This window comes from Borrelia miyamotoi (assembly GCF_019668505.1).
GTDB lineage: Bacteria > Spirochaetota > Spirochaetia > Borreliales > Borreliaceae > Borrelia > Borrelia miyamotoi.
The window spans coordinates 333,075-359,426 of sequence record NZ_AP024371.1 but is presented as its reverse complement, the minus strand read 5'-3'; the positions used below and the strand labels follow the sequence as shown (position 1 = coordinate 359,426).

Below are 26,352 nucleotides of genomic sequence, written 5' to 3'. Positions count from 1 at the left end.
TTTATTTATAGGTTATATCCTTTAATTGCATCTTCTACTGTATTTATTTCCATAAACTCTGTGCCTTTGTTGGTGTCTCTATTTGGATTTCCAGAGACAATTACTACGATATCTGAGTCTTGGACTGTTTTTTGTTTTTTAAGCATCTCAAGAGAGGTTACTACAAATTCAGTTGCTCGTTTGAAGTTATTATCAACAAGATTAGAATAAACTCCATAAGAAAGTGCTAATTCTCTTGCTATTCTTTCATTGTTTGTTGTAATAAATAGAGGCACACTTGCTCTATATGTTGCCATTATTCTTGCGGTTCTTCCCTTAAGTGAATCGACAATAATAGCTTTAACAGGCATTGTCTTAGTTGCGTCAATTGCACATTTAATAATGTAGTTTCTTATAAGATTTTTGCTACAGAAAATTTCATTTTGGAATAATTTTTTTTCTCTATATTTTTCAACTTCTATGGCAATTTTGGTCATCATCTTAACGGATTCAATTGGATATTTACCATAAGCTGTTTCACCCGATAACATTATGGCATCTGTTCCGTTTAGAATTGCATTAGCAACATCAGAAACCTCTGCTCTTGTAGGTCTTGGATTTTCAATCATTGTATGAAGCATTTGTGTTGCAGTAATTACGGGTATGCCGTATTTGATACAGGTTTGCGTGATTTTAATTTGTGCTAAAGGAACATCTTCAGCAGGTATTTCTACCCCCATATCTCCTCTTGCAACCATAATTCCATAAGAAGCTTTAGCAATTTCTTCAATATTATCAATTCCTTCTTGATTTTCAATTTTGGAAATAATTTTGACCTCTGGATTCCCAGCAGCATTTAATATATCTTGGACATCCTGAATATCTTGTGCATGTCTTACGAATGAATGGGCGATAAAATCAATATTTTGCTTTGCTGCAAGTTCAATAAATCCCTTATCTTTTGCAGTCACGGATTGTAGTTTAAGTGAAATTCCTGGTGTGTTTATTGATTTTTTATTTTTTATTTGTCCGTTGTTTTTGACTTCACAAATTAATCTATCTGCAAATTTTTCGGTAACAGTCATTTCAAGTTCGCCATCATCAATGAGGATTTTTGATCCATTTGGAATTTCATTTACAAACCCATCGTAATTAGTTTGCAGTGAGTTAGGCTCATTGATAGGTGATATTGAAATTATTATTTTATCTCCTATTTTAACGGTAATAGGAGTTTCAATATTAGCTGTTCTGACTTCTGGTCCTTTTGTATCAATCATTAATGCTATTTTATTTGAAACTTGTCTAACATTTTTGATTACTTTTATTGCATCTTCATGAGATTGATGAGCGGTGTTAAGTCTTATTACATTTACTCCTGCTTCATATAGCTCTTTAATATGTTCTGGGTCACATCTGAGGTCAGATATTGTTGCTACTATTTTTGTTAATTTTTGTATCATTTATTTTTCTCCTACAATATAAATTTTATGCTTTTTAATCTTCAATAACAATATTTTTTGATAACTTGTCATTTTATTTTAAGTGTAGATTAAGATACTTTATACATTTTTATTTTTTAGTTTGTTTAAGATTTGAGGATCTAATTTAATATTTAAATTTTTTTCTCTATTAGGTATTACAAACCCTTGTTTACCTCCTTTTACTCTTCTTAAATGTTTAACATTGGTATAGTAAAGATCAGCCTCACCCAATTGTCTTGCAGGTTTTGTATAAAATACACATAAATTACCGGCATCTAATAAAACTTCAAGAGGAGGCGTTTTATCTTTCTTATTTCTAATAAAAACGTAAGCACCCGGATAGTCTCTTGTATGTAGCCAGTAGTCGTTTCCTTTTGCCCAATTTCTTAAAAGTTCATCGTTTTCTTTTGCATTTCTTCCTACAAGGATATCAAATCCACAAGATATGAAATGAAGACCGATAGATGATTTTTTTATAATTCTTTTATTTTCCAGAATGTTACAATCTTTTTTATCTGTGCAAGATATCTTTGATATTAGTGTATCGTATTGTGTTTTTGCACATTTTAATTGTTCTTGTATTAGACTAAAAGCATTTTTATTTTTTTTATATTCTTTAAAGTATTTTGAAGCATTATCTTTAGGAAATAATGCTTTATCCAGTATTATTTTAATTTGTTCTTCTTTGCTATTTTTTAAAATTATTTCATCCATGCCTTTTTTTATTTTGTTAATATTTAATAAGATCATTTCACCTTTTTCTCTTTGAGTTTCAATTGTTTCAATTGAGCTTATTTTTTTCTCTAAAGAGCTTATTTTTTTTTCTAAATTCATTTTTTCTTTTTCATATTTTTTTCTAAGTAATTTTATGTTGTGTGCTTGAGTCTCTTTTATTTCTAAATCATCATAGTAGTTTTCGATAAATTTGGAGTAAGATAGTTCGTTATTGTATCCATCCTTTAATTTGATTTCTTTTTTTTCATTTGCATCGTTATTTTCAATAATTTTTTTGACTGTTGTGAATATTTTACCTGTAATTTCTCCTGAATTTGGTCTTCTGTAATATGCATCAAGGATTTTAAAATTTGTGTCTGTTGCAATTATGTTGGGGGCTGATGGCCATAATTTTATGAAGATCAAGACTATTATTTTATCCTTGATCACTTTAATGAAAATTATTCTTTCATTTTTTATTTGATATGCTTCAGATATTCTACCATATTGAATTTTTGATTTTAAGAATTCAGAAAATCTTAAATTGGGTTTGATGTTTTTAAATTCTTTGCTTGTTTTATGAATTCTTGTTTTTTTTTGGTCTAGTGCTATTAATATATTAAAATTTTTTTTATTTTCTTCTTTATTATAAAGTTCTATAATCAAAGTTTTGTGGCTAGGCTGTTTGATTTTTCTTATAAATGAATTTTTTAATGGCACTTCTTTAAGAATAACATTTATTTCGTTATAGTTTAATGACATTTTACCTCTTAATCTTTTGATAAATATGTTTATTATTAGTTTGCAAAATGATATATTATAAATAAGAGTTATTATTATAACAAGTTATGCTGTTGTTGGACATATGTTCATAATATATTTATTGAAGTTTAGATTAATAATATACGAGTTTTTATGATGAAGAGAATAATGTTAGTTTTGTGTCCTTGTTTGATTTTTGCTCAAGTATCTGCTACTCAGTATTTTGAGAGTATTTCTGCAAAGTACCAAAACATAGAAGATATGCAGGCTAAAATTAGTCTTAATGTGAAAGGTTTGAAGCAAACAGGAACTTTGTTGTATAAGTATCCCGATAAATTTATTGTCAACTTGGATTCAAATAATCAGGTTTTTGCAAGTGATGGCGAAGTTTTAACAGTTTATGTTCCAGCTCTTGGTACTTCTTTTAGACAAGAGTTGACTGTGGGGAAAGGTGGTGGGGTGGGGAGTGGTTTGCTGAGTATTTTGAGCACTGAGTATAGTGTATCTTATACTAATTCTCCCAATTTAGAACCTCTTGATGAATCAGGCGGGGCAGAGAATTTTATAAAATTAACTTTTTCAAGGCGACTTCATAAGGGTGCTGCTACAATTGATTTCTTTATGATTGCTTTTACCCCAAATGGTATAATGAGGAGGGTTGTTGCTTATCCTACAGGTGGTGGTAAAGAAATAATTATCGATCTTTTGTCTGTGAAGTTTAATATTGGGCTTCCTGAGAGTAAATTTAAGTATGAGCTGCCAAAAACTTCAAATAAGGTAGATAATTTTTTGTACGATGTTAAAAAAACTTGAGGTGTTAAAAGATGCAAGAAAATCATTTCATTAGATTTGGAGATTTTTTAAAAAAGGCTCGGGTTGAAAAAGGCTTGACTCTTGAAATGATATCTGATGATATTAAGATTTCTGTTAAATATCTTAAAGCACTTGAGGATTCTAATATTGAATTGTTTCCAAATGAAGTTTTGGCTTCAGGATTTTTAAGAGCTTATAGTGAGTATTTAGGTGTTGATGTTTGGTATGTATCATCTCTTTTTAAGGAATATAAAAAAAATCTTAATAGTAGCTATATTGGGATTAAGGATGAGGATCAAAATATCAATTTAAATTTTGTGAATGAAGGTGGATTTGGAGAGAAGTATTTTAATCTTTTTAAGATAGATTTTTATAAAATGATTAAAATATTATTAGGAGTAATTAGTGTTATAGTGTTAATACTTTTGATTTTAAATTTCGGAGGGATCAAGCAATTTTTAGGAAAAATTTTTAAGGCAAATCATGTTGCAAGGCGAACACCAAGATTTCATGAGGTTATTTTTGATAAGGAAAGTTTTTGGAATGTTGTACTTGGAGAAGGTGACTTTTTATCTTTAATTTATGGTAATTCTATTGCAGAGTATAAAATCTCTTTTTTAAATGATAATTTGGTTATTATAAGTAATCTAGAAAATGGGCGATATATTTTTAAGTTAGGCGAATCTCAAAAAATAAATTTGGATGGTACTATCAGAGTTAAAATGGTTTATGATAATTATTCTCAAGGTAACATTCAGGAAGCTCATGTAAGCTTAGAATCTTTTGCGTTAAATGCTGAATATGTTCTTGAGACGAACTTATCTAAGAGATTTAATATTTTAAATTGGGGATTTAAAGTTAATGGTCCTAAGGATAGAGTGATTAGTGAATATCCTACTGTATATTCTTCTCAAAATATTGTTAATATTGATTTAGTGATTAATTGTTTAAATAATACATTTTTAAGATATGCTGATGAGAATAATCTTTATGGTAAATCGTTACTTGCGTCTAAGGGTGTTCCTCTTATTTTAAATTTTAAAAATTCTGTGATTCTATTCTTATCAAGACTTTCTGACATGAATATTATTCTTCAAGGTAAGGATATTACTTCTTTTTTAAAGAGTTTTGGAAGAGAAATAATGGCATTTCAATTTTTTTGGTTAAAAACCCCTGGAGGTTTTGATCTTAAAGTTTCTGAAGTTTATTAATGGATAAAATAGAAAAGTTTCTTTTTAGTTTAAATTCTTATCAGAAGAAAATTGTTTTAGATGATACTAAGAATCCTATTCTTGTTTTGGCTGGTCCAGGTAGTGGTAAAACAAGGGTTATAACAGCTAAAATAGCACACTTGATAAAAAAAATGAAGTTAAGACCGGAAGAAATTCTTGCTTTAACTTTTACAAATAAGGCCGCGAGTGAGATGAATTTGAGAATAAACTATCTTTTTGATTTTGATAAGGCTTTGCATATTCAGACTTTTCATTCTTTTGGTGCTTGGCTTTTAAGACTTTATTTTAAAGAATTTGATAAAAATTATGATTCAAATTTTACAATTTGGGATACTAATGATGTTGTGAGATTTGTTAAGCAAATTGGGCTTGCTTCAACCATTGAACTTGCAAAGCATGTATCGTCTTTAATAATTAAGTGTAAAGAAAATTATTTTTTAGATGACTATTATGGTCTTGATGAGAAAAGTTATAAAGATATTGAGCTTTATGAGCAAGAAAAATCTAGAAATAATGCTTTTGATTTTGCTGATCTTATTCTGAAGGTCACTTTTATGTTAAGAAATTGTGAAGATATAAAAGTGAAAGTTCACAAGAGGTTTAAGGCTATTTTTGTGGATGAGTATCAAGATACTAATTATGCACAGTTTTTATTTTTAAAAGAGCTTTATTGTAAAGATATGCATCATTTTATGGTGGTGGGAGATGAAGATCAATCTATATATTCTTTCAGAGGTGCTAGGATTGAGAATATTCTTGAGTTTGAAAAAACATTTGACGATGTGTCTAAATATTATTTGGTGCAAAATTATCGTTCTAGTCTAAGTATTGTTAATGTTGCAAATGATGTTATTTCAAAGAATAGTAATCGATATGATAAAGTGATAATTACAGAAAATAAGATGGGCAAAAGGATAAAGTTTTTTGTTTTTCAAAATCCTACAGATGAGGCGGAATATTTTTCTAATTTTCTTCTTGAAGATAAACTTGAGACAGCAGTTCTTTATCGATTTAATTACCAATCTTTGCAGTTTGAGAAAGCTTTTTTAAAACATAATATTCCACATAAAGTATTGGGTTCAATTAGGTTTTATGAAAGAGGAGAGATTAAAGATATAATTTCTTTGCTAAGACTTTTTGTCAATAAAAAAGATAGAGTATCTTTCTTAAGAGTAATAAATAAACCTGCTAGGGGAATTGGAAAAATCACTACGGATAAAATAGTTGGAATGATCAATGATCGTGATATCAATCTTGATTTAATTCTTGCAAGTAGAAAAATTGTTAATATTCTGAAGGGCAAAGCAAGAGATTCTCTTGTTGCTTTTTTAAGTTTTTATGATGAACTATGGGAAAGGCTGCAAGGAGATTTTTATGCGAATTTATCTTCATTTATTAAAGATGTTGTAATTAAATTTGGGTTTTGGGATTATTATCAAAAATTTGATAAAGATGACAAATCTAAAAATATTGATGAGCTTATTAACAGTGGAGTTGAATATTCAGGAAGTTTTGAAGGACTTGTGATATTTCTAGAAAATTCTTCTCTTGCACCTTTAATTCATGGAGATTCTAAGTCTAGTGTGATACTTTCTTCAATTCATGGGGTTAAAGGACTTGAGTTTGATAGAGTGATAATATCTGGTCTTGAGAAGGGATTATTGCCTGCTGAGATTGAAAAATTGACTCAAGACAGGCTGGAGGAAGAAAGAAGGCTTTTTTATGTTGCTATTACTAGAGCTAAATTTGAACTTGTTGTTACAATTAATTTGCAGAGATTTTTTGCAGGAATTTTAAGAAGTACAGCTATTTCAGTTTTTTTCCAAGATATTAGCAAAGATAATTATGATATTATTTTTGTTCCAGAATACTTAAAAGATAATTTTAAATATTTTTTTTCAAAAAATGGTAGTAAAAGCTTTAATATTGGAGATTATATAAATTATAATGGTGAAAATGGTATCGTTATTGATAAATGGTATAAAAATAATGAACAATTTATTAAGATTCATCTAAGTGATGGCAAAAAAGCTGTTTTAAGCTCAAACTACATTGAAAAACTTTATAAAATTTAGAGGTCTAATTTGGAAGATATTCATTTAGAAAATAGTTTGAAGTTAAGCTTATTAAGATTAAGTGAAAAAGAGGAACAGAAATTTGTTGAAAAATTTGAAAAAATTATTGGCATGTTAAATAAAATTTCTCAGATTGAGGTGAGGGATGATGTTCAAAAGAAAACGGGTGTTATTACTGATTGCAGAAATGATGAGATTTTATCTTCTTTGAGTATTGAATCTATTAAAAGTTTTAGTAATGTGTTTGTAGATGGATATTTTTCATCACCTAAGGTGCTTGAATAGGGAGTATTGATTTGGACTTAAGGGGTTTAAGTTTAATAAAGATAAGGGAATTAGTATTAACTCGCAGGTGTAAGATTTATGATATTGTGACTTTTTATAAAGAGCTTTATGAAGCAAATAAAGGTATTAATGGGTATATTGAATTTTTTGATGACGCATTAGAATTAGCAAAAAAGTATGATGGGCTTTTAGATAGAGGGGAGGGACAAGATTTACCTTTAATTGGAATTCCTATTGCTGTTAAGGATAATATTTCAATTAAAAATAAGAGTTTAACTTGTGCATCTGAAATTTTACAAGGGTATGTTTCACCTTATGATGCAACTGTTATTAGGAGATTAAGAGATAACGGTGCAATTTTTATTGGTAGAACTAATATGGATGAATTTGCAATGGGATCTTCTTGTGAATTCTCTTATTATGGCGTTACTTTTAATCCTTTAAATAAAAAATATGTTGTGGGTGGTAGTTCTGGTGGTTCTGGGGCCGTTGTTGCTGATAATCAGGCTCCTTTTGCACTTGGTAGTGATACTGGAGGATCTGTTAGAATTCCTGCGTCCTTTGCAAATTTAATTGGTTTTAAACCTTCTTATGGAGGTTTGTCTCGTTATGGACTTGTGTCATATGCGTCATCTCTTGATCAAATAGGATTTTTTGCAAGTTCCATTGATGATGTGGCTTTAATATTAAGGTATACTTGTGGAATTGATAGAATGGATGCTACTAGTATAGATATTTTGAAATCTCCTTATCCATTGTTGAGTAAGCCTTTATCAGGCATTAAATTAGCTGTAATTAAAGAACTTGATGAGAATTTGATGGAGCCAGAGGTTGCTTGTGAGTTTGCTCTATTTAAGTCTGGACTTTTAAATAAAGGAGTTGAAATACATGAGGTTTCGATAGAGGAGATTAATTTTGTGCTTTCTCTTTACTATTCGGTATCTCCAGTTGAAGCTGCTTCTAATCTTGCGCGTTACACTTGTCTTCATTATGGAAAAAGACTCAATGATGATTTAAGTCTTGATGATTTTTATTATAGACATAGGAGTATCTTTTTAAGAGAAGAAGTAAAAAGGCGTATTGTTCTTGGTAATTATTTGTTATCAGAAGGTTATGATTTGAAATATTATTCAAAGGCTTGCAAGATTATTGAAAATTTATTGGTTCCTAAGTTTAATGCAATTTTTAGTAATTATGCGTATATAGTTACACCTACAAGTCTTGTAAAACCCTTTAAAATAGGTGAGAATTTTGATGATCCTATAAAAATGTATTATTCTGATTTGTGTACTGTAATTGCTAACCTTATTGGTGCTCCTGCACTTTCTATTCCCTTTGCTAAAGATGATAATGGATTGCCTATTGGTATGCAGATAATTGGTCAAGTTAAAAGAGATTTTGAGCTTTTGAATTTTGCAAAGAATGTAATAGAGGGATTATGATAAATGGAATATAAATTGATTGTTGGTTTAGAAGTACATGTACAATTAGGATTAAAGACGAAAGCTTTTTGCAGATGTAGAAATGATTTTGGTGGAATTCCAAATTCCCGTACTTGCCCAACATGTCTTGGACTTCCTGGGGCTTTGCCTAGCGTAAATAAAGAACTTATTAATAGTGCAATCTTAGCTGGGCATGCTACTAATTCTGAAATTAGAAATATTGTTAAGTTTGATAGAAAGCATTATGCTTATCCCGATTTACCTAAGGGATATCAAATATCTCAAAATGATGAACCAATTTGTGAAAATGGATTCATCTTTATTAAAACTTATTCAGGTTTAAAAAAAATTAATATTATTAGAATACATATGGAAGAAGATTCTGGCAAGAGTTTGCATTTACTTGAAAGTGAAAATCGAAGTTATATCGATTTTAATCGTGCAGGTGCTCCATTGTTGGAGATTGTTTCAAGTCCCGATATTAATAGTGGGGAAGAAGCTGTAGCTTATTTAATTGCTTTAAGAGAAATTTTTAGATATCTTGATTTGTCTGAGTGTAGCATGGAAAATGGGTCGTTTCGTTGTGATGTTAATGTTAATTTACTTGTTAATGAAAAGTCTGTTGAGTATAAAACGCCCATTGCTGAGATAAAGAATTTAAATTCTTTTAAATCAATCAAATCTGCAATTGATTATGAGGAATCAAGGCAAAAAGAAGAATGGATTTTACATAGAAGAACTTTTGATAGTATAGGCAAATATACAATGAGTTTTGATGATAAAAGGGGTGTTACAACACTTCAAAGAAGTAAGGAAACGGTTGCTGATTATCGGTATATGAAGGAACCTGATTTACCTTTAATCAAACTTGATTATTCTTATATTGAAAGTATAAAGGATAATCGAATGGTGGAGTTGCCTTTTGATGCTAGAATCAGATTGAAAAATCAATATGGGCTTAGTGATTTTGATGTTGTTACTTTGACTTCTGATAAAAACTTGGTTAAATATTTTGAAGAGACAGCAATGGATTCAAGTGATCCTAAGAGAGTTGCGAATTGGATATTATCTGAGGTATTGAGTGTGCTGAATGATAAAGAAATAAGCATACTTAATTTTAGTTTATCACCATCATATATTAGTGAACTTGTTGAATTTATTGTTAGCGGAAAGGTAAGTGGTAAGATTGCAAAAGAAGTATTTTTGGAAATGCTTGAGCGCAATGTTTCTTCTGCGGTCATTATTAATGAAAAAAATTTAGAACAGATAAGTGATGAATCTTTTATTGAATCAATTGTAATTGAGGTTCTAAATGAAAATCCTAAATCAATTGAACTTTATAAGAAAGGTAAAAGTCATGCAATTAGGTTTATGATGGGGCAAATTATGCGTAAAGCTTCTGGTAAGGTTAATCCCATTCTTGCGAATGAAATTTTAATGGGCAAATTAAGGGATGTGTAGAGAATCTTTGGTTGATTGTTTACCTATAATTAAAAGGGCAAGGTTTTTTTATCTTTATGATATTAATGGTAATAGATATTTAGATTTATACTTAAATGGAGGTCTGAGCTTTTTGGGGCATAGAGTTAAAGGGTTAAATCTTATTCTTAAGCAAACTTTTTCAAGAGGTCTTACGGCTTCTTATCCTTCTGTATTTAGAAAGCAATTTGAAAATGTTCTTTTTTCTTTTTTTAAGGAAGCAGGTTTTGTATGTGTTTTTAAGTTTGAGAAGGATGCTAGAGATTTTTTATTGTCTTTAACAGGTCAGAGTTGTTTTAGTAATCCTTGGGAAGAAAAACAGGGCATATATGAATTTAGGGTTGGATTTAATAATTTTAGATATCCTATGCTTGTAAATATTCCAATGCCTGGGTGTATGTCTATTAGCGTTGCTATAGTAGATAATTTGTCTAGAAAAATAGAATTTAGAGATACTTTTGATGCTTTAACTTTAGCGGTTGCTAGGCATATGTTTACTAGTATTTTGTCTTATGAAAAGAGTTTAAAAATTAATTTTAATGTTTTTTCTACACCTATGTTTAGAATAATTAATAGATATATGTTTCCTCTTTATAGGTTTGAGTATCATAATGAAGTTTTTAATGAGTATTTAAAGAGTGGCTATTTAATTAGCCCTATTTTTAACACCCCTTCTCTTGTTCCTTTAAAATTTTCTAAAGGAGATTTAGATGGGTTTTTCAAAGTTTCGCTTAGACTAAAGGAAAAATTTGGGGTTGTCAGTATTGACAGGTTAACTTGCAAATAATACAATGAAGGAGTATAATTTTGTAGAATATCTAAGAGAGGTCTGTGCATTATTATGAAGAGGATAACAAGTAATAAGACAATATGGATTAAGCCAAAGTGTGTGGAGAAAAAGTGGTATATAATTGATGCGGCAGATAAAGTTCTTGGTAGAGTTGCTACAGAAGTTGTTAGAATTTTGAGAGGTAAGCATAAGCCTTATTATACGCCACACCAAGATTTAGGTGATAATGTTGTAATTATCAATGCTTCAAAGATCAGGCTTACTGGTAAGAAATATTTTCAGAAAATTTATTATAGACATTCAAGGTATCCTGGAGGACTTTACTCTGATACTTTTAGAACATTGTCTGATAGAAAGCCAACAGCACCTCTTGAGATAGCTATTAAAGGCATGTTACCAAAAGGACCTTTGGGGCGTGAGCTTTTTCGGAATCTTAGAGTTTTTGCTGATTCTAATCATACGCTTAAAGCTCAAAATCCTTGTAAATTAGAATTAAGTTATGAAGAGAGGCAAAATGGCAAGTTCAGACGTTAAGGATATTAATTTAGGGATGGGTACTGGAAGGAGAAAGTCTTCTGTTGCTAGGGTTTATATTAGAGAAGGAAAGGGAGATATTAAGATCAATAGTAAAGATGTTGATTCTTATATGCAACTTGAAAAGTTAAAGGCAATTGCTTTATCTCCATTGGTTTTGACAAATACTCTTGGAAAATATGATTTTTATATTAACATTTATGGTGGGGGTATTTCAGGTCAAGCTGGTGCTATTAGGCATGGTATTGCAAGAGCTCTTTTTGATCTTGATAAAGAGCATAAGATGATTCTTAGAGCTAATGGGTTTTTAACAAGAGATTCAAGAAAAGTTGAGCGTAAAAAATTCGGTAAAAAGAAGGCTAGGAAAAGTTTTCAATTTTCAAAAAGATAGGTATTCGTTTTTACATTTTATTTGTATGAAAAAAGCCCTTCAAAGGGCTTTACTTGTGATTCTTATTTATATTCTTATTTATATAGAATAAAAAACATCTTTGCCATGGTATTCGGCAATACTTCCTAATTCTTCTTCTATTCTTAAGAGTTGGTTATATTTAGCTATTCTGTCTGTTCTTGATAAAGAACCTGTTTTAATTTGTCCTGTTCCAAGTGCAACAACAAGATCAGCAATTGTTGTGTCTTCTGTTTCTCCTGAACGGTGTGAAACTATTGCAGTATATCCTGCTTTTTTTGCCATCTCTACAGCTTCAAAAGTTTCAGTCAATGTTCCAATTTGATTTACTTTAATAAGAATTGCATTTGCGACTTTCATTTCAATTCCTTTTTTAAGGAATGATGTATTTGTAACGAATAGATCATCTCCTACAAGTTGAACTTTATCTCCGATTTTATCTGTGAGTTTTTTCCATCCATCCCAGTCTTCTTCTGCCATTCCATCTTCAATTGATATGATAGGATATTTTTCTACCCATTTTGCCCAATATTCAACCATTTCTTCAGAAGTAAGTTCTTCTTTTGTTGACCATCTAAGCACATATTTTTTTGTTTTTGGATCATATAATTCAGATGTTGCTGGATCTAGGGCAATTGCGATATCTGTTCCAGGTTTATATCCTGCATTTTTTATGGCTTCCATAATAACTTCACAAGCTTCTTCGTTTGATTTTAGATTTGGTGCAAATCCACCCTCATCTCCAACAGCTGTTGAGTAGCCCTTTTGGCTTAAAATTCTCTTGAGTGTGTGAAAAACTTCAGCAGCCATTCTTATTGCATCACTGAAAGTTTTTGCTCCAATTGGCATTATCATAAATTCTTGAAAATCAACAGAGTTATCAGAGTGAGCACCTCCATTTATAATGTTACACATAGGTGTAGGTAAAATGTTGGCTTTGTAGGCACCAAGATATTGATAAATTTTAAGTCCAAGGTATTCGGCTGCTGCTCTAGCTGTGGCCATTGAAACTGCAAGAATAGCGTTAGCTCCAAGTTTTGATTTATTAGGTGTTCCATCAAGTTCAATCATTTTTCTATCGATTTCAACTTGGTTTAAAGCATTCATTCCTTCAAGTTCTGGAGATATAATGTTTATTATATTTTCGACTGCTTTAAGTACTCCTTTGCCCATATAAACAGATTTGTCGCCATCTCTTAATTCAACAGCTTCATTTGTTCCTGTTGATGCACCTGATGGGACAGCTGCTCTACCCATAGAACCATCTTCAAGTATTACATCTGCTTCGACTGTTGGATTTCCTCTAGAATCAATTATTTGTCTAGCTTTTATTTCATAAATATGAAAACCCATTTTGTAACTCCTTATAGGTTAATATTTGTATATTTACTTTAGTATATGTTTTTAGTATAATAACAAACAAGACAAATGTGTAGTATTTTAGCGAAAGAATTGTTTGTTGTATTTTTCAGTCAAATGATGGGAAAAATGTTGAAGTGGTTATTTTATTTTGTGTTTTTTTCTTTAATCTTGTTAATGTTTATTCAAAATCTTATGTAATTGAAAATTTTGATTTATCTTTAAATGAATTTTTAGAAGTTTCAACAAGAAAGGATAATTTAGAACCAATTGTTGACTCTAAGAGAGTCATTATGTTTTATCCTTCTAATAAAGGTATTAGAAAAATTTTTGCTGCTTTTGATTTTGATAGTTATTCAAAAAAGTATTTGTTTAAGAAAAATAAGTATGGACTTTTTTTTGTAAAGGTAAATCTTCCCCATAGAGTTGGTAAAATTAAATATAGGCTTGTTATAGATGGTATCTGGACAAATGATGAGTATAATAAAAATGTAGTCTTTAATAAAGACTTAATACCATTCTCTATAATTGACATAGGCGTAGATCATAGTTATGTGTCTTTACGCAATCCAATTGATTCTTCTGATGGTAGAGAAGTTGAGCTTTTTTATATAGGTCGTCCTGGACAGATTGTTACAATAGCCGGTAATTTTAATAATTTTAATCCGTTTTTAAATAGATTAATTGAACAAGAACCTTATAAGGGTGTGTATACTATTAAGCTTAGAGACCTTCCTAAAGGTAGGATTTATTATTATTTTGTTGATTCTGGAAATAAAGTTATAGATAAGAATAATGTTAATAGAATTAATCTATATGCAGTTGAAGGCATTGACAATAATATGGATTTTGAGGTTTCTTATTTTGATAATTAGTCTTTTGAAGTTAAAAGCTGCAATTTGAGTTAGCAGTTTTAAAAAATTTATCGGTGATATTGGAATTAAAACAAGAGTCTACATAATTTATGGTACCTATACTAATAAATTCAGAGTTTTTTAGATGAATAAAAGTTCTACTTTATTCATCTAAAAAACTCTGAATTTCATCAAAAAGATATTTAGATACAAAATGATCCTTTTCTACTTCTTCAAGAGGTGCATTTTCTGGTGTTAGGGATGTTTTGCGTATACTTATTAATGATGATTCGTCGAGCTTGATAGTTTTGTTATTTATTTTTTCAGGATTAATTTCAGGGATAGATGCTATTAGTGTTTTTGTATATGGATGCTTAGGGTTTGAAAATAGAGTTTCTCTAGGCGCAATTTCTAAAATGACACCCATATACATTACGGCAATTTTATCGCTCATATATTTTACTACTGCCAGGTCGTGTGATATGAACAGATAAGATAACTTAAATTCCTTTTGTAGCTCTTTAAGCAAATTTAAAATTTGTGCTCTTATTGATACATCTAGTGCAGACACGGCTTCGTCTAGTAGTAAGAGCTTGGGATTTAAAGCAAGTGCTCTTGCTATGCCTATTCTTTGTCTTTGTCCTCCTGAGAATTCATGTGGATATCTAGATAACATTCTTTTTTCAAGGCCAGTAATATCCATTAGTTCGTTTACTCTTTTGTCTATTTCTTGTTTTGTTCTTGGAAGGATTCTATTTTCATTATATATTACTAGTGGTTCTGCTATTATTTCTTTTATTGTCATTCTTGGATTAAGGGATGTGTGAGGGTCTTGGAATACCATCTGCATGTCTTTTTTTACCTTTAAAAGTTCTTTTTTTGATAGCTTGGTAATATCTTTTCCATTGAAATATATTCTACCAGATGTTGGTTTATAGAGTTGCATTATTGTTCTTAAGGTTGTTGATTTTCCACATCCAGATTCCCCAACGAGTCCTAATGTTTTGTTGCGTTCAACTTCAAAGCTTATGTTATTTACGGCATTAACCTTACGCTTTTTTTTCCAAAATAAGAAGTCTTCTCCAATTGTAAATGTTTGTACTAAGTTTTCTACTTTAAGAATTATATCTTTTTCTTTGTTCATTTAAAGCTCCTCAATTTATATCTGTAGTGATTTCAATAGGATTATCTTTAATTGAATATAGTTTTTCATTTGGATCCTGCTCAAGGGTAAGTATTGATTTTAAAAGCCCAATTGTGTATGGATGTTTAGGGTTTTTAAATATTTCTTGTACTGTACCTTCTTCTACAAATTTTCCTTGGTACATTACAGATACTGTATCACAAATTTCTGCAACTACTCCTAAATCATGAGTTATTAATATAGTGGAAGTATTGAATTTCTTGGACAGGTTTTTAATAAGCAGTAGTATTTGTTTTTGAATTGTAACATCAAGAGCTGTAGTAGGTTCATCAGCAATTAATAATGATGGATAGCAGCTTAGGGCCATTGCAATCATAACTATTTGTCTCATCCCTCCTGAAAATTGATGTGGATAATGCTCTATTCTTTCTTCTGCATTTACAACACCAACGGTTTTCAACATTTCTATTGCTTTTTGTTGAGCTGTCTTTTTGTCTAATTTTTGATGTAGCATTATTGTTTCTTCAATTTGTGTAGATATTCTTAAGTATGGATTTAAAGAAGTCATTGGATCTTGGAATATCATTGCTATTTTATTACCTCTAATAATTTGAAGCTCTTTTTCGCTAAGCGCTAGTAAGTTTTGTCCCTCAAATAGTATTTCTCCAGTTTTGTATACTGTTGTAATTTCTGGTAATAGTTTTAGTATTGCCATGCTTGTAACAGATTTTCCACTACCAGATTCTCCAACAATAGCTCTGATTTCTCCTTTTTTCATTTTTAAGTTTATGTTGTTTATGGGATTTATTGTTGCATGCTTTAATTTGAATTCAATTGATAGATTTCTTATATCTAGTATGTACTCTTCCTTCATTTAGTTTCTCCTAGAGATTGTCTTTTGGATCAAATGCATCTCTTAATCCGTCTCCTAAAAAGTTCATAAATAATAAAAATATTGTCATGACTGCTGCTGGGATAAAAATTTTCCATGGGTATTCAATAAATGTGGAAATTCCATTTTTTATTAGTTCTCCCCAACTAGTCATTGGTGCTGATATCCCAAGACCTAAGAATGATAAAAACGATTCAAAAATAATGAATGATGGAACGTTCATTGTTGTGATGATTACTATCATACCAATACTGTTAGGAATTAAATGTTTGAATATCATTCTCTTATTTGTTGCACCTAGTGTTCTAGCTGCTTGTATAAATTCAGATTGTGCAAGTGATTTTACTTGACCTCTTACAATTCTAGCAATCATTAGCCATGAAGTAAGACCAATTGCAATAAATAGTCCTATTATATTCCTTTCCATAATAGTCATTAGTATTATTATGATAAGTAAAGTTGGGAGGACATAAAGAATTTCTATTATTTTAGTTATTATTCTATCAATGATGCCACCAAAAAATCCTGCTGTTGCGCCTATTATGGTTCCTATTATCATTGATAGAAAGGCACCTATAAATCCTACAGATATTGATATTTGACTTCCTTGTATTATTCTTGAAAGCAAGTCTCGTCCAAGATTGTCTGTGCCTAATAGATATATTCTTTCATGTATTTTAACTTCTTTTCCATCAATTGTTTGAACATCAGTTTTTATTTTTATTTTTATTTCGTCTAGCTTTGCTTTTTCTTCTTCTTTTATTTCTCTTTTTTCTTTAGCTGACAATCTTTTTATAAAATTAAGTTCCTTTTCATACCATAGTTCTCCAGCATGTCTAAGAGATGGAGGCAAGTCAGCATGTTCTACTACTTGAGTATAGTACTTATATATTGGTAGTATTGGTTGCAATATTGCAATTATTATGTAAAATCCGATAATAAATATACTAATAAATGCAAGTTTGTTTTCTTTAAATCTTAACCAAGCTTTTCTGTTAGCTGTTTGGATCTCAAAATAGATATTTTCTTTACTCATCTTTTTTTCCTATATTCGTGGGTCAAGTTTTTTGTAAACAAGATCAGATACTAAAATGGAGATAAGCAATATTATTGAATATATTAGTAGTGAACCCATTAATAGTGGGTAATCTCTGTTTAAGGATGCTTCTACTGTAAACATGCCCATTCCAGCAATCCTGAATATTTGTTCAATAACCATGCTTCCAGAAATTATACCAGCAAAGGCTGGTCCCATATAACTTACTAGAGGGAGTAAGGCACCGATTAGCACATGTTTTTTTATTATTGCATTGAAACTTAGTCCTTTAGCTTTTGCTGTTCTTATAAAATCACTATTTAGCATTTCTAACATAGAACTTCTAGTTATACGTGTAAAAATAGCGATCCATGGTAGACTCATTGTCAATATTGGCATGATTAAATTTGAGAGACCTCCTCGTTCTGAGATCCATCCAGAAGTATAAAATAATCCTAATTTTACAGATAGAAAATATTGTAAAATGGGACCAGTTACAAAGGTGGGTACGGAGATTCCAAACATTGCTGCTACTCTTATCATATAGTCGATACGAGTATTTTTTTTAATTGCTGCTGTTATGCCTAGTAAAATTCCAAGTGTGAGAGATATTATGAGGCTTATTAGTCCGAGTGTAAGTGATCTAGGCATTCCTAATTTTATATATTGGGTTACACTTAAGTCTTTTTTTACTAATGATGGGCCAAAATCACCTTTTAAAATGTTTATGATATAATAGAAGGCTTGCATATAAAAAGGTTTATCAAGGTGGTATTTTTGCATTAATTTTTCTTTGATTTCAGGATCAATAGGCTTTTCAGAGTCAAATGGATTTCCGGGAGCAAGCCTCATTATTAAAAAACACATAAAAGTTATTACTATTAAAGTTGGTATTGTTTCTAGTAGTCTTTGTAAGGTAAACTTTAACATAGTTGCTCCTTATCCTAACAGAAAGATTTTAAACTTTATAATTAACCATTTTAACATATGATCTTAAATATTATTCAAATAATTTTCAATTTATTTTAATTGCTTTGTAAATTAATATTTGCTTTTTATATATGTTAATTTCTAATATTTTTTGCTATTTATCTAAACGTGAACAATTTTCTTTTTTAAAATATAAGATTGATTTTTTATTGTTTTTTCATTAAATTTAAATAAATTTAGCAGTTTTTATAACTTTAGTGTGTTTTATATTTTATTTTTAGTTGAGAGAATTTCATATCATTAAGCTGTTAATTGTTTTGTTTTATCAGGTCAGATAATTTTAGTTGTTTGTCATAAAAATGATTATTAAAATTTGGACTGATTCTTCTTGTGGGAATAGAATCATTTACCATAACTTTTTTTATTAATGTTTTTCTGTCAATAGCAAGATTTAAGGCTTATTTGACCTTTATCTTACCAATAGGTTTTATTTGCTGTATTAAAAACTTAGGATGCCATAAATATGAAACCAAGCTAGTTATATTTATTTATTTTACATGAATTTATATGATTTCAAATGATTAATAGATAGACATCTATTAAGATCTTTTTGATAAGATGTCTATCTATTGTTATTATTTAATTCTTTTAAGTTCAGAGAAAGAGAACCTTTCTGCAATATTAGGTATCCAACCAGTCCATTTATCATTTCTAAACAGATAATTCCCTGCATGTATATATATTGGAGCAACAGGAAAATCTTTTTCTATTATTATCATTTCAGCTTTTCTTAGGATATCTTGTCTTTTGATTGGATCTTGCTCGAGATCAGATTGTTTGATTAGATTTTCATATTCTTGATTAAAGTAGTTGTATGAAGAAAAATGCGAAAATTCTTTTTGGAATAAGCTTAGGAATGTCAATGGGTCTGAGTAATCTCCCATCCAACCAGCTCTTGCTATTTCATAGTCTCCTTTTTGTTTAGTTTCTAGGAATGATGTCCATTCTTCATTTTCAAGTTCAGTAGTTATATTTAAAATTTTTGACCATTGATTTTGAATGAATTCAGCAATTTTTTTATGGCTTTCGTTTGTGTTATATTTGATTTTTAGTTGAGGGAATTTAGCACCGTTAGGATATCCAGCCTCGGCCATTAATTGTGTTGCTCTCTCAGGGTCAAATAATTTTAGTTGTTTGCCATAAGAATAATTATCAAAATTTGGACTGATTCTTCTTGTGGGAATAGAATCATTTACCATAACTTTTTTTGTTAGTGTTTCCCTGTCAATAGCAAGAGTTAATGCTTCTCTAACTTTTACATTATCAAGAGGTTTTATTTGTGTGTTAAATGAAAAGTAGTAAAGACCATTAATAGCAGATGAGTAATAATCGTTTCTTAATTTTATTTCTTTTATTAAGTCAGGTGGGATAGTTGTAAGTGCGTCAATTTCGTTATTTTCGTACATTCTATAAGCAGTTGAAGTATCACTTATTGTATAAAATATAATTTCTTGTAGTTCAACTTTATTAGCATTAAAGTATTTATCGTTTTTTATAAGTGATATTTTTTCGTTGGGCGTTCTTTCCTTTAGCTTGTATGCACCACTTACAACTATATTTTCAGGCTTTATCCAATTTTTTCCGTGTTGTTCAATAGTATGAACTGGTACTGGTATGAAAGATTGGTGTACTAGCATGTCAAGGAAATAAGGTTTTGGCGTATCTAGAGTTATCTCTAGAGTATAATTATCTATAGCCTTAATACCAAGTTCAGATTCCGGTATTTTATCTTCGAAGTAGTCTTGTGCATTTTTTATTGTTGACTTAACTGTACCGACATAATTTGATCCTGTTTCTTTATTTAGCATCCTAAGATAAGACTTTCGGATACCTTCAGCAGTAATGGGAACTCCATCACTCCAAAAAATGTCTTCTCGTAAATGAAATGTATATACAGTCCCGTCATCAGATATGTCCCAAGATTTAGCTAGGCCTGGTTTATATCCACCAGTTTGTGAATCGCCGTCTACTATGCCACTAAACATTTGTGCAATTATAACCGCACCTAATTTATCTTCGGCTAATTGAGGATCTATTGATTTAGGCTCTGTTCCCATGATAATTTTGAATACCAAATTTTCTTTGCTACTTTCCTTACTACAGGATAGGATAGTTATTAACATAAATATTATGAATGTATATTTTTTTATTTTCATTATTTTGTCTCCTGTATATTAAGGTTAATACTAATTAATTAAAAATCATAGATGGTTAGATGTGTTTGTTGAGTTATTCGATTTATTTATTAAACAATTTATTCAGTATGTAATTAGGTGAAAGTATTAAGATATAATAAACATATACATGCAAGATACAATTAGATAATAGTATGTACTTATTTTTACATTTATATGCATTTTGTAATATTCTAGGCAATAAATTTGCTATTAAACAGAATAATGCGCTATTCTGAGATATATGTGAATGTAAGAATTTTAAAGTTATTATTGTGCAATAAAAACTACATTTCCATAATTTATAGAAGCGTAGTTTTTATGATTATTAGTGTTAATTTAATAACTTTTATAGCATTTTTATATTTCGTTATTAATTATTTTCTCTTTTATATTTTATTTCTTCATAAGTATAACTTTCTGAAACATTAGGAGTCCAGCCTGTCCATTTATCATGCCTGAATAGATAGTTTGATTTAAGTATTGAGAGTGGGGCCACTGGGAAATCTTTTTCTATTATTATTTCTTCAGCTTTTCTTAAAATATCTTGTCTTTGGAGAGGGTCTTGTGTAAAATTAGATTGTTTTATTAAATTATCGTATTCTTTATTTGAGTATCCATATGCTCCAAATCCTTGATTTTCTGTTGTAAATAGACTTTCAAGAAATGTTAATGGATCTAAATAATCTCCTGTCCATCCCATGAATGAAATTTGATAATTTCCCATGTTTCTGCTACCTAGGAATGTATTCCATTCTTCAATTTCAATCTCAATGTTAATGTTTAGTATTCTTTTTAATTGTTCTTGTAAGAATTCTGCGGTTTTTGCCATTTCATCGCGTTGTGCAGTTTTGTATTTAATGGTAGGAAAACCTGAACCATTAGGATAGCCAGCTTCAGCTAGTAGTTTTTTTGCTTTCTCAGGATCAAATAATTTTAATTGTTTTCCGTAAGAGTAGTGTTCAAATGTTGGGGTTAAGTTTCTTGTTGGTTTTGATTGACCTTTTAGAGTAATTTTGCTGAGTGCTTCTCTATCAATAGCAAGGGTTAAAGCTTCTCTAACTTTTACATTATCAAGTGGTTTAACAGTATTGTTGAATGCCATGTAGACTACTCTGTTTATAGGATGAGAATAATAATCATTTCTTATTCTGGCTTCGTCTAAATAGTCTGATGCTACTTTCATAAGGAAATCAAGCTCATCGTTTATGTACATGTTATAAGCAGTGTTTCCTTGTACTTGATAAAATACAACTTCATCTATTTCAACATTTGAAGCATTATAGTACTTGTCGTTTTTTTCAAGGACTATTTTTTCACTTGGTGTTCTTTCCTTTAATTTGTATGCACCACTTACAACTATATTTTCAGGCTTTGTCCAGTTTTTTCCATATTTTTCAATAGCATGTATTGGTACTGGTATAAATGTTTGGTGTACTAGCATGTCAAGGAAATAAGGTTTTGGAGCATCTAGAGTTATCTCTAAGGTAGAATTATCTATAGCTTTAATACCAAGTTCCGATTCTGATATTTTACCTTCGAAATAATCTTTTGCATTTTTTATTGTTGATTTAACAATATCAACATATTGTGAACCTGTTTCTTTGTTTAAGATTCTAAGGTAAGACTTTCTAATTCCTTCAGCAGTAATGGGAACCCCATCACTCCAAATGAGACCTTCTCTTAAGTGAAGTGTGTATACAAGCCCATTATCGGATATATCCCAAGATTTAGCTAGTCCTGGTTTATGTCCTCCAGTTTGTATATTTCTTGTTGTTAGTCCTAAAAACGTGTTTATGATTATATTGAATGATTGAACGGAAGTAGCAAGTTGGGGATCAAGTGAATCAGGTTCACTTTCATTTGTAACTCTAAATATTATCTTATCTTTGTATCCATCACCTGAACAGGAAATTAAGAATATAATAAAAAAAATAAAAGAATTATTGTTCTATGTTTCATAACTTATTCTCCTAAGGTATTTGTTATTTTTGTTTAACATACTTGAATGGATTTTACTTTAATTTGCTAAATAAATAAAGTATAATTAATGTAAAATGTTTTTCATGTAAACACTTACAAGAAATGTTTTTGATTTGCTAGTATATTGTTTTTGAAGAACTTTAAGGGATAAAGTTTTATGTTTATACAGAATAAGAGTTTTAATAAATATTTTAAAGATATTGAGAATGAATTTTTTAGTAGATTTAAAGCTATTGAGAAGACAAATTGTTTAAATGATTCTTATCATGAGGCAGATCCTGTTAGTAGAAGTTTGGTTGATATGATGATCAAAAGGCTTCTTAAAGGTAATTCTACTATTGTTGGTATTCAAAATATTTTAGAGCTTTATGAAAAATCTAAATCTGGCAGGTCTTCAGTTATATTAATGGAGCATTATAGTAATTTTGATTTTCCTTGTTTTCAGTTTTTGCTTAATGAAATGAATTATAAGGAAGTTGCAGAGCACATTGTTCCTGTAGCGGGCGTTAAGCTTTTTCAAGAGAGTTTATTTGTTAAAACTTTATCTTTAGGTTATAGTGTAATATTTATTTATCCTCCACATTCATTTATTGGAGTTGATCGTGAGAAGGTTAGAAAGAGACGGGCTTTTAATGCTAATTCTATGAGATATATTGTGAATAAAAAGACTAGTGGATATATTGTTCTTGTTTTTCCAACTGCCACACGATATAGAAAGGGCAGGCCTGAAACTAAAAAAATAATTTCAGGAATTTTAGGTTATTTTAAGATTTTTGATTATTTTATAATGGTTAGTGTTAATGGTAATATCCTTGAAGTTTCACCAAATGAAGATATGTCTTGTGATATCTTTAAAGAAGATACTGTTGTGTATAATGCAACAGAAGTAATGGATATATTTGAGTATAAAAATTTAATTTTAGAGAAGTTAAGTCAAGAAGGTTTAGAACCAACAAAAGAGCTTTTAGGTTCTAGCATTGCTGATGATTTAGAAAAACGTTTTGAGGTTCTTCATGAAAAAGGAACCAAGATATATAATGGTTTGAATTAGGATTTTGATTATAATATGCCTGATATAGAAAAAATAAATGAGTTTAAAAAAGAAATACTGGATAATATTTCTGATGAGAAGGCTAAAAAAGAGCCTTTTGGCATTAAAATGGATATTGACCCTCCAAGGGAAGGAGAGATTATTGTTCCTTGGGAAGACAAGGAAGATATTGTAGATTTAGAAGAAGAATCTGATGAGGAGCTTGATTTAGATTCTATTCTTGGTACTCTTGATAGTGAAGAAGATCAGAAGAGCATTGCAAACAAAAGTGAAATTTTAAAAAATTCTAATAAAGTAGGTGTTGATCCTGAATTTAATGATTTAGATAATGATTTTGATGTTTTAAGTTCTAATCTGGAAGATAATCTTGATAAAATTCTTGATGATAATTCCATTAGTATAGACGAAAATGTAATTAATTTGAATTTAGATAATTCTGATGGTTTGCAAAATGTAGATCCAGGAAGTGATTTGAATTCAAATTTACGAACTTCTGATAAGTCTCTTAATAGTGAGATTGATGATAATGATTTGGAGCAAGATTCTATAATTGATAGTAATGATGATTTTGATCTTGATAGTATGATTGGGAATCTGAATGAGGCAGATGAGACAAGTAATCGGATAGAAAGCCTTAACAATAATGAAAATATTTTTGATGAGAATTTTAATAATCTTGATCTTGATGAAGAGGGTGATTTTTCTAATCTTTCAGATGATTTTGAATTTTTGAGAGATGACAATAACAAATCTTTTGGTAATAATCATTTTAAAATTGACTATCCTTTGTTTTTTAAGCATTTAAACTCTTATCCTAGGAATTTGAGAATTGCTGTTGCTGAAGCTTTAATTCTAGATAATGTCTCTAAGTATAAAATTGAGGCATTGATTGATCTTGTTGAGCAAAATAAGAAAGGGCTTAAATTTATTGCTAAATTTGTTGGAGACATTATTGGGCGTTCTGTTAAATTGCCTGTTATGTATTACAAGGCAGAGGAATTTAGCAAGCTTGAAAAGAAATTTAGCTATAGAGTTTCTAAAGCTTTAACTCCGATATTTAAAATAGCATCTATTTTTATTGTTTTAACTTTTTTGTCTTTTTATTTTCTAGTTGATGTTATGTTTTTTTACATTGTATCCGATAGAAAGTATAAAGAAGGAATAGTTTACATATATGAGAATAAGAGAGAGCTTGCTAAAGCTACTTTTAAAGATGCATATTATATGCGACCTAACAAAAAGTGGTTTCTTACTTATGCCAGGGCTTTTGATGATATAAGAGATTTTGATAGTGCTGAGGAGAAATACGAAGAATTATTTACTGTTGATCCATTTTCTGTGGATGCTTCTAAGAGAAGACGTAAAAATTTTGATAGGGATGGGTATATATCTTATGCTTCTATGAAAATGAGGCTTGGTGAGTATGCTGATGCCAATTCAATTTTGGATGAAGTTATATCTTATTCTGTTTATGATTATGAGGCATTAATGGCTAAGGGCGATAATTATTTTCAGTGGGCCCAAACAGATCCTACGTATTACAAAGATAGCATTAATAGTTACACTATTTTGCTTTCAAAATATGGTCGTAAGAAGGAAATTTTATTTAAGCTTTTTAATGTTTACATTGAAGCTGGTGCAGATAGAGAATCAGAAAATGTAAATGCCTTTATTAAGGCAAATGCAGAACTAGATATTGATGAGGTAGTGTATACTAAATATGCTAAAAAATTGATAGATAGATATGTTGAGTTTAAAGTTTATCATAAAAGGATAAATGCTTTGTCTAGAAATCTCAAATATTTCAGTGCCCAAATTAACTTACTTAATAAAGAATTTTCTAGTTTTAAGACAGGTAATGGAAAGGGTATTTACAATTCTTTAAATGATATTAATCTTAATTCGGAGATCGAGTATATTCTTAGAAGAATTTTGATCAAAAATCCTGATTACAATAAGGCTCTGTTTGAGAGTGGTAGATATTTTTATTATATGGGTGATTTTAAGAAATCGGAAGGGTATTTGTTAACAGCGTTAAATAGCTTTAGACAGGAAGATTTAATTGAAAATTTCTCTGAAAAAATTATTGCTTATAGAATTTTGTCGGATATTTATGAGATGGAAAATGATGTTCTGAAAGCAAGTAATATTATGAGCTTAGCTTTAAATGAATATGATTTTTATAAAAGAAATGGACTTATTAAAGTTTCTAGAGAGCTTGCTTTGCTTTATGAGAAGCAAGGGGATATTCTTAGGACTTTAAATGGTTTTAAATCGGCGATCTCTTCTTATAAGATGGCAATAAATGAAGGTGTTAATTCTCCAGATGTTTATTATAAATTAGCATTGCTTAATTATAAGGATAATAATTATAAAGATGCATTGGCTTGTTTATTTAAAGTTGAGAATATATCTGGATTTGCAAATAATGATAAGGTTTTAAATTCAATTGCATCTGTTCTTTATAAAATGGGTGATTTTGAGGCTTCTAGAAGTTATTATTTAAGAGTATTGCAGAATTTAGAATCAGAGAAGTCTAGCATTTTGAGTTTTAAGCCTAAAGAAAATGATTATCATAGAGATTTATTAATAAGAAAAATTGAGATTTGCAATAATCTTGGAGTTGTTGAGATAAGAGCATCTCTTGGTGATAGGGTTGGAGCTAGTGTTATTAAAGATAATAGGCTGTTTGATTCAGGAGTTGCAAATTTAACTGAATCCTCTAGAATTTTTGATCTATTAAATCGTGATGATATGGTTAAGACTGCTAAAAAAGATCTAGCTAGCTTAAACCTTAGAAATATTTTTAAGAATAATTTTATTAGTTCTAAGACTTTGTTTTATGATAATTTATCTGATAATCTTTAGATTTTG

At 29.6% G+C, this 26,352-nt stretch carries 21 protein-coding genes; 12 read left to right on the top strand and 9 right to left on the bottom strand.

Features of this window, described 5'->3' with window-relative positions; all coding sequences use genetic code 11:
• Positions 1-5 precede the first annotated feature (5 nt).
• On the bottom strand, positions 6-1,439 hold the full coding sequence (gene pyk, locus K5Q05_RS01690; RefSeq protein ID WP_025443800.1) for a pyruvate kinase: 1,434 nt from the start codon (positions 1,437-1,439) through the stop codon (positions 6-8).
• A 99-nt stretch (positions 1,440-1,538) separates the two neighbouring features.
• Positions 1,539-2,936: an NFACT RNA binding domain-containing protein gene (locus K5Q05_RS01685; protein WP_025443801.1), complete on the bottom strand. Its 1,398-nt coding sequence runs from the start codon at positions 2,934-2,936 to the stop codon at positions 1,539-1,541.
• Between the two features lie 156 nt (positions 2,937-3,092).
• Between K5Q05_RS01685 and K5Q05_RS01680 the strand changes: the two genes are divergently transcribed.
• Genes K5Q05_RS01680 through rpsI form a run of 9 tightly spaced genes read left to right on the top strand, consistent with a single transcriptional unit; the run spans position 3,093 to position 11,977 of the window.
• The gene (locus K5Q05_RS01680) at positions 3,093-3,749 is read left to right on the top strand and encodes a LolA family protein (RefSeq protein WP_099497092.1); all 657 of its coding nucleotides are present in this window, start codon (positions 3,093-3,095) and stop codon (positions 3,747-3,749) included.
• 11 nt (positions 3,750-3,760) lie between these two features.
• Complete coding sequence (locus K5Q05_RS01675; RefSeq protein ID WP_025443803.1) at positions 3,761-4,960, top strand: helix-turn-helix domain-containing protein; 1,200 nt, start codon at positions 3,761-3,763, stop codon at positions 4,958-4,960.
• The gene (locus K5Q05_RS01670) at positions 4,960-7,056 is read left to right on the top strand and encodes an ATP-dependent helicase (RefSeq protein ID WP_025443804.1); all 2,097 of its coding nucleotides are present in this window, start codon (positions 4,960-4,962) and stop codon (positions 7,054-7,056) included. Before K5Q05_RS01675 ends, K5Q05_RS01670 begins: the two co-directional genes overlap by 1 nt.
• A gap of 9 nt (positions 7,057-7,065) precedes the next feature.
• Entirely contained in the window at positions 7,066-7,341 is a 276-nt protein-coding gene (gene gatC / locus K5Q05_RS01665; RefSeq protein ID WP_025443805.1) for an Asp-tRNA(Asn)/Glu-tRNA(Gln) amidotransferase subunit GatC, read from the top strand.
• 11 nt (positions 7,342-7,352) lie between these two features.
• Entirely contained in the window at positions 7,353-8,783 is a 1,431-nt protein-coding gene (gene gatA, locus K5Q05_RS01660; protein WP_025443806.1) for an Asp-tRNA(Asn)/Glu-tRNA(Gln) amidotransferase subunit GatA, read from the top strand.
• Between the two features lie 3 nt (positions 8,784-8,786).
• Positions 8,787-10,244, top strand: a complete 1,458-nt coding sequence (gene gatB / locus K5Q05_RS01655) for an Asp-tRNA(Asn)/Glu-tRNA(Gln) amidotransferase subunit GatB (RefSeq protein ID WP_025443807.1) — start codon at positions 8,787-8,789, stop codon at positions 10,242-10,244.
• Positions 10,237-11,049: a hypothetical protein gene (locus tag K5Q05_RS01650; protein WP_025443808.1), complete on the top strand. Its 813-nt coding sequence runs from the start codon at positions 10,237-10,239 to the stop codon at positions 11,047-11,049. The genes gatB and K5Q05_RS01650 overlap by 8 nt, the downstream gene beginning before the upstream one ends.
• 54 nt (positions 11,050-11,103) lie before the next feature.
• Positions 11,104-11,586, top strand: coding sequence for a 50S ribosomal protein L13 (gene rplM, locus K5Q05_RS01645; RefSeq protein ID WP_044003410.1), 483 nt, complete (start codon positions 11,104-11,106; stop codon positions 11,584-11,586).
• On the top strand, positions 11,567-11,977 hold the full coding sequence (rpsI, locus tag K5Q05_RS01640; RefSeq protein WP_025443810.1) for a 30S ribosomal protein S9: 411 nt from the start codon (positions 11,567-11,569) through the stop codon (positions 11,975-11,977). Before rplM ends, rpsI begins: the two co-directional genes overlap by 20 nt.
• A gap of 78 nt (positions 11,978-12,055) precedes the next feature.
• On the opposite strand, the gene eno is transcribed toward rpsI, so the two are convergent.
• The gene (gene eno / locus K5Q05_RS01635; protein WP_025443811.1) at positions 12,056-13,348 is read right to left on the bottom strand and encodes a phosphopyruvate hydratase; all 1,293 of its coding nucleotides are present in this window, start codon (positions 13,346-13,348) and stop codon (positions 12,056-12,058) included.
• Positions 13,349-13,497: 149 nt separating this feature from the next.
• Here eno and K5Q05_RS01630 point away from each other — a divergent pair, with 149 nt between their 5' ends.
• Entirely contained in the window at positions 13,498-14,229 is a 732-nt protein-coding gene (locus K5Q05_RS01630; RefSeq protein WP_025443812.1) for an early set domain-containing protein, read from the top strand.
• Positions 14,230-14,371: 142 nt separating this feature from the next.
• Here the strand turns inward: K5Q05_RS01630 and K5Q05_RS01625 are convergent, their stop codons facing one another.
• From K5Q05_RS01625 to K5Q05_RS01600, 6 genes are all read right to left on the bottom strand, one after another.
• Positions 14,372-15,352, bottom strand: a complete 981-nt coding sequence (locus K5Q05_RS01625; protein ID WP_025443813.1) for an ABC transporter ATP-binding protein — start codon at positions 15,350-15,352, stop codon at positions 14,372-14,374.
• A gap of 10 nt (positions 15,353-15,362) precedes the next feature.
• Positions 15,363-16,226 carry an ABC transporter ATP-binding protein gene (locus K5Q05_RS01620; protein ID WP_221019287.1) on the bottom strand — a complete coding sequence of 288 codons (864 nt, stop codon included), beginning with the start codon at positions 16,224-16,226 and terminating at the stop codon, positions 15,363-15,365.
• Between the two features lie 10 nt (positions 16,227-16,236).
• A complete protein-coding gene (locus K5Q05_RS01615) occupies positions 16,237-17,280 on the bottom strand; it encodes an ABC transporter permease (protein ID WP_025443814.1) in 1,044 nt (347 codons plus the stop codon).
• A 9-nt stretch (positions 17,281-17,289) separates the two neighbouring features.
• Positions 17,290-18,210, bottom strand: coding sequence for an ABC transporter permease (locus tag K5Q05_RS01610; protein ID WP_025443815.1), 921 nt, complete (start codon positions 18,208-18,210; stop codon positions 17,290-17,292).
• A gap of 635 nt (positions 18,211-18,845) precedes the next feature.
• On the bottom strand, positions 18,846-20,426 hold the full coding sequence (locus K5Q05_RS01605) for a peptide ABC transporter substrate-binding protein (protein WP_025443816.1): 1,581 nt from the start codon (positions 20,424-20,426) through the stop codon (positions 18,846-18,848).
• A gap of 391 nt (positions 20,427-20,817) precedes the next feature.
• Positions 20,818-22,380: a peptide ABC transporter substrate-binding protein gene (locus K5Q05_RS01600; protein ID WP_221019297.1), complete on the bottom strand. Its 1,563-nt coding sequence runs from the start codon at positions 22,378-22,380 to the stop codon at positions 20,818-20,820.
• 204 nt (positions 22,381-22,584) lie between these two features.
• Between K5Q05_RS01600 and K5Q05_RS01595 the strand changes: the two genes are divergently transcribed.
• Both K5Q05_RS01595 and flcA read left to right on the top strand, forming a co-directional pair.
• Complete coding sequence (locus K5Q05_RS01595; RefSeq protein ID WP_025443817.1) at positions 22,585-23,478, top strand: 1-acyl-sn-glycerol-3-phosphate acyltransferase; 894 nt, start codon at positions 22,585-22,587, stop codon at positions 23,476-23,478.
• 15 nt (positions 23,479-23,493) lie between these two features.
• Positions 23,494-26,346 (top strand): periplasmic flagellar collar protein FlcA, encoded by a 2,853-nt coding sequence (gene flcA, locus K5Q05_RS01590; RefSeq protein ID WP_025443818.1) that lies wholly within the window; start codon positions 23,494-23,496, stop codon positions 26,344-26,346.
• The last annotated feature ends 6 nt before the right edge of the window (positions 26,347-26,352 follow it).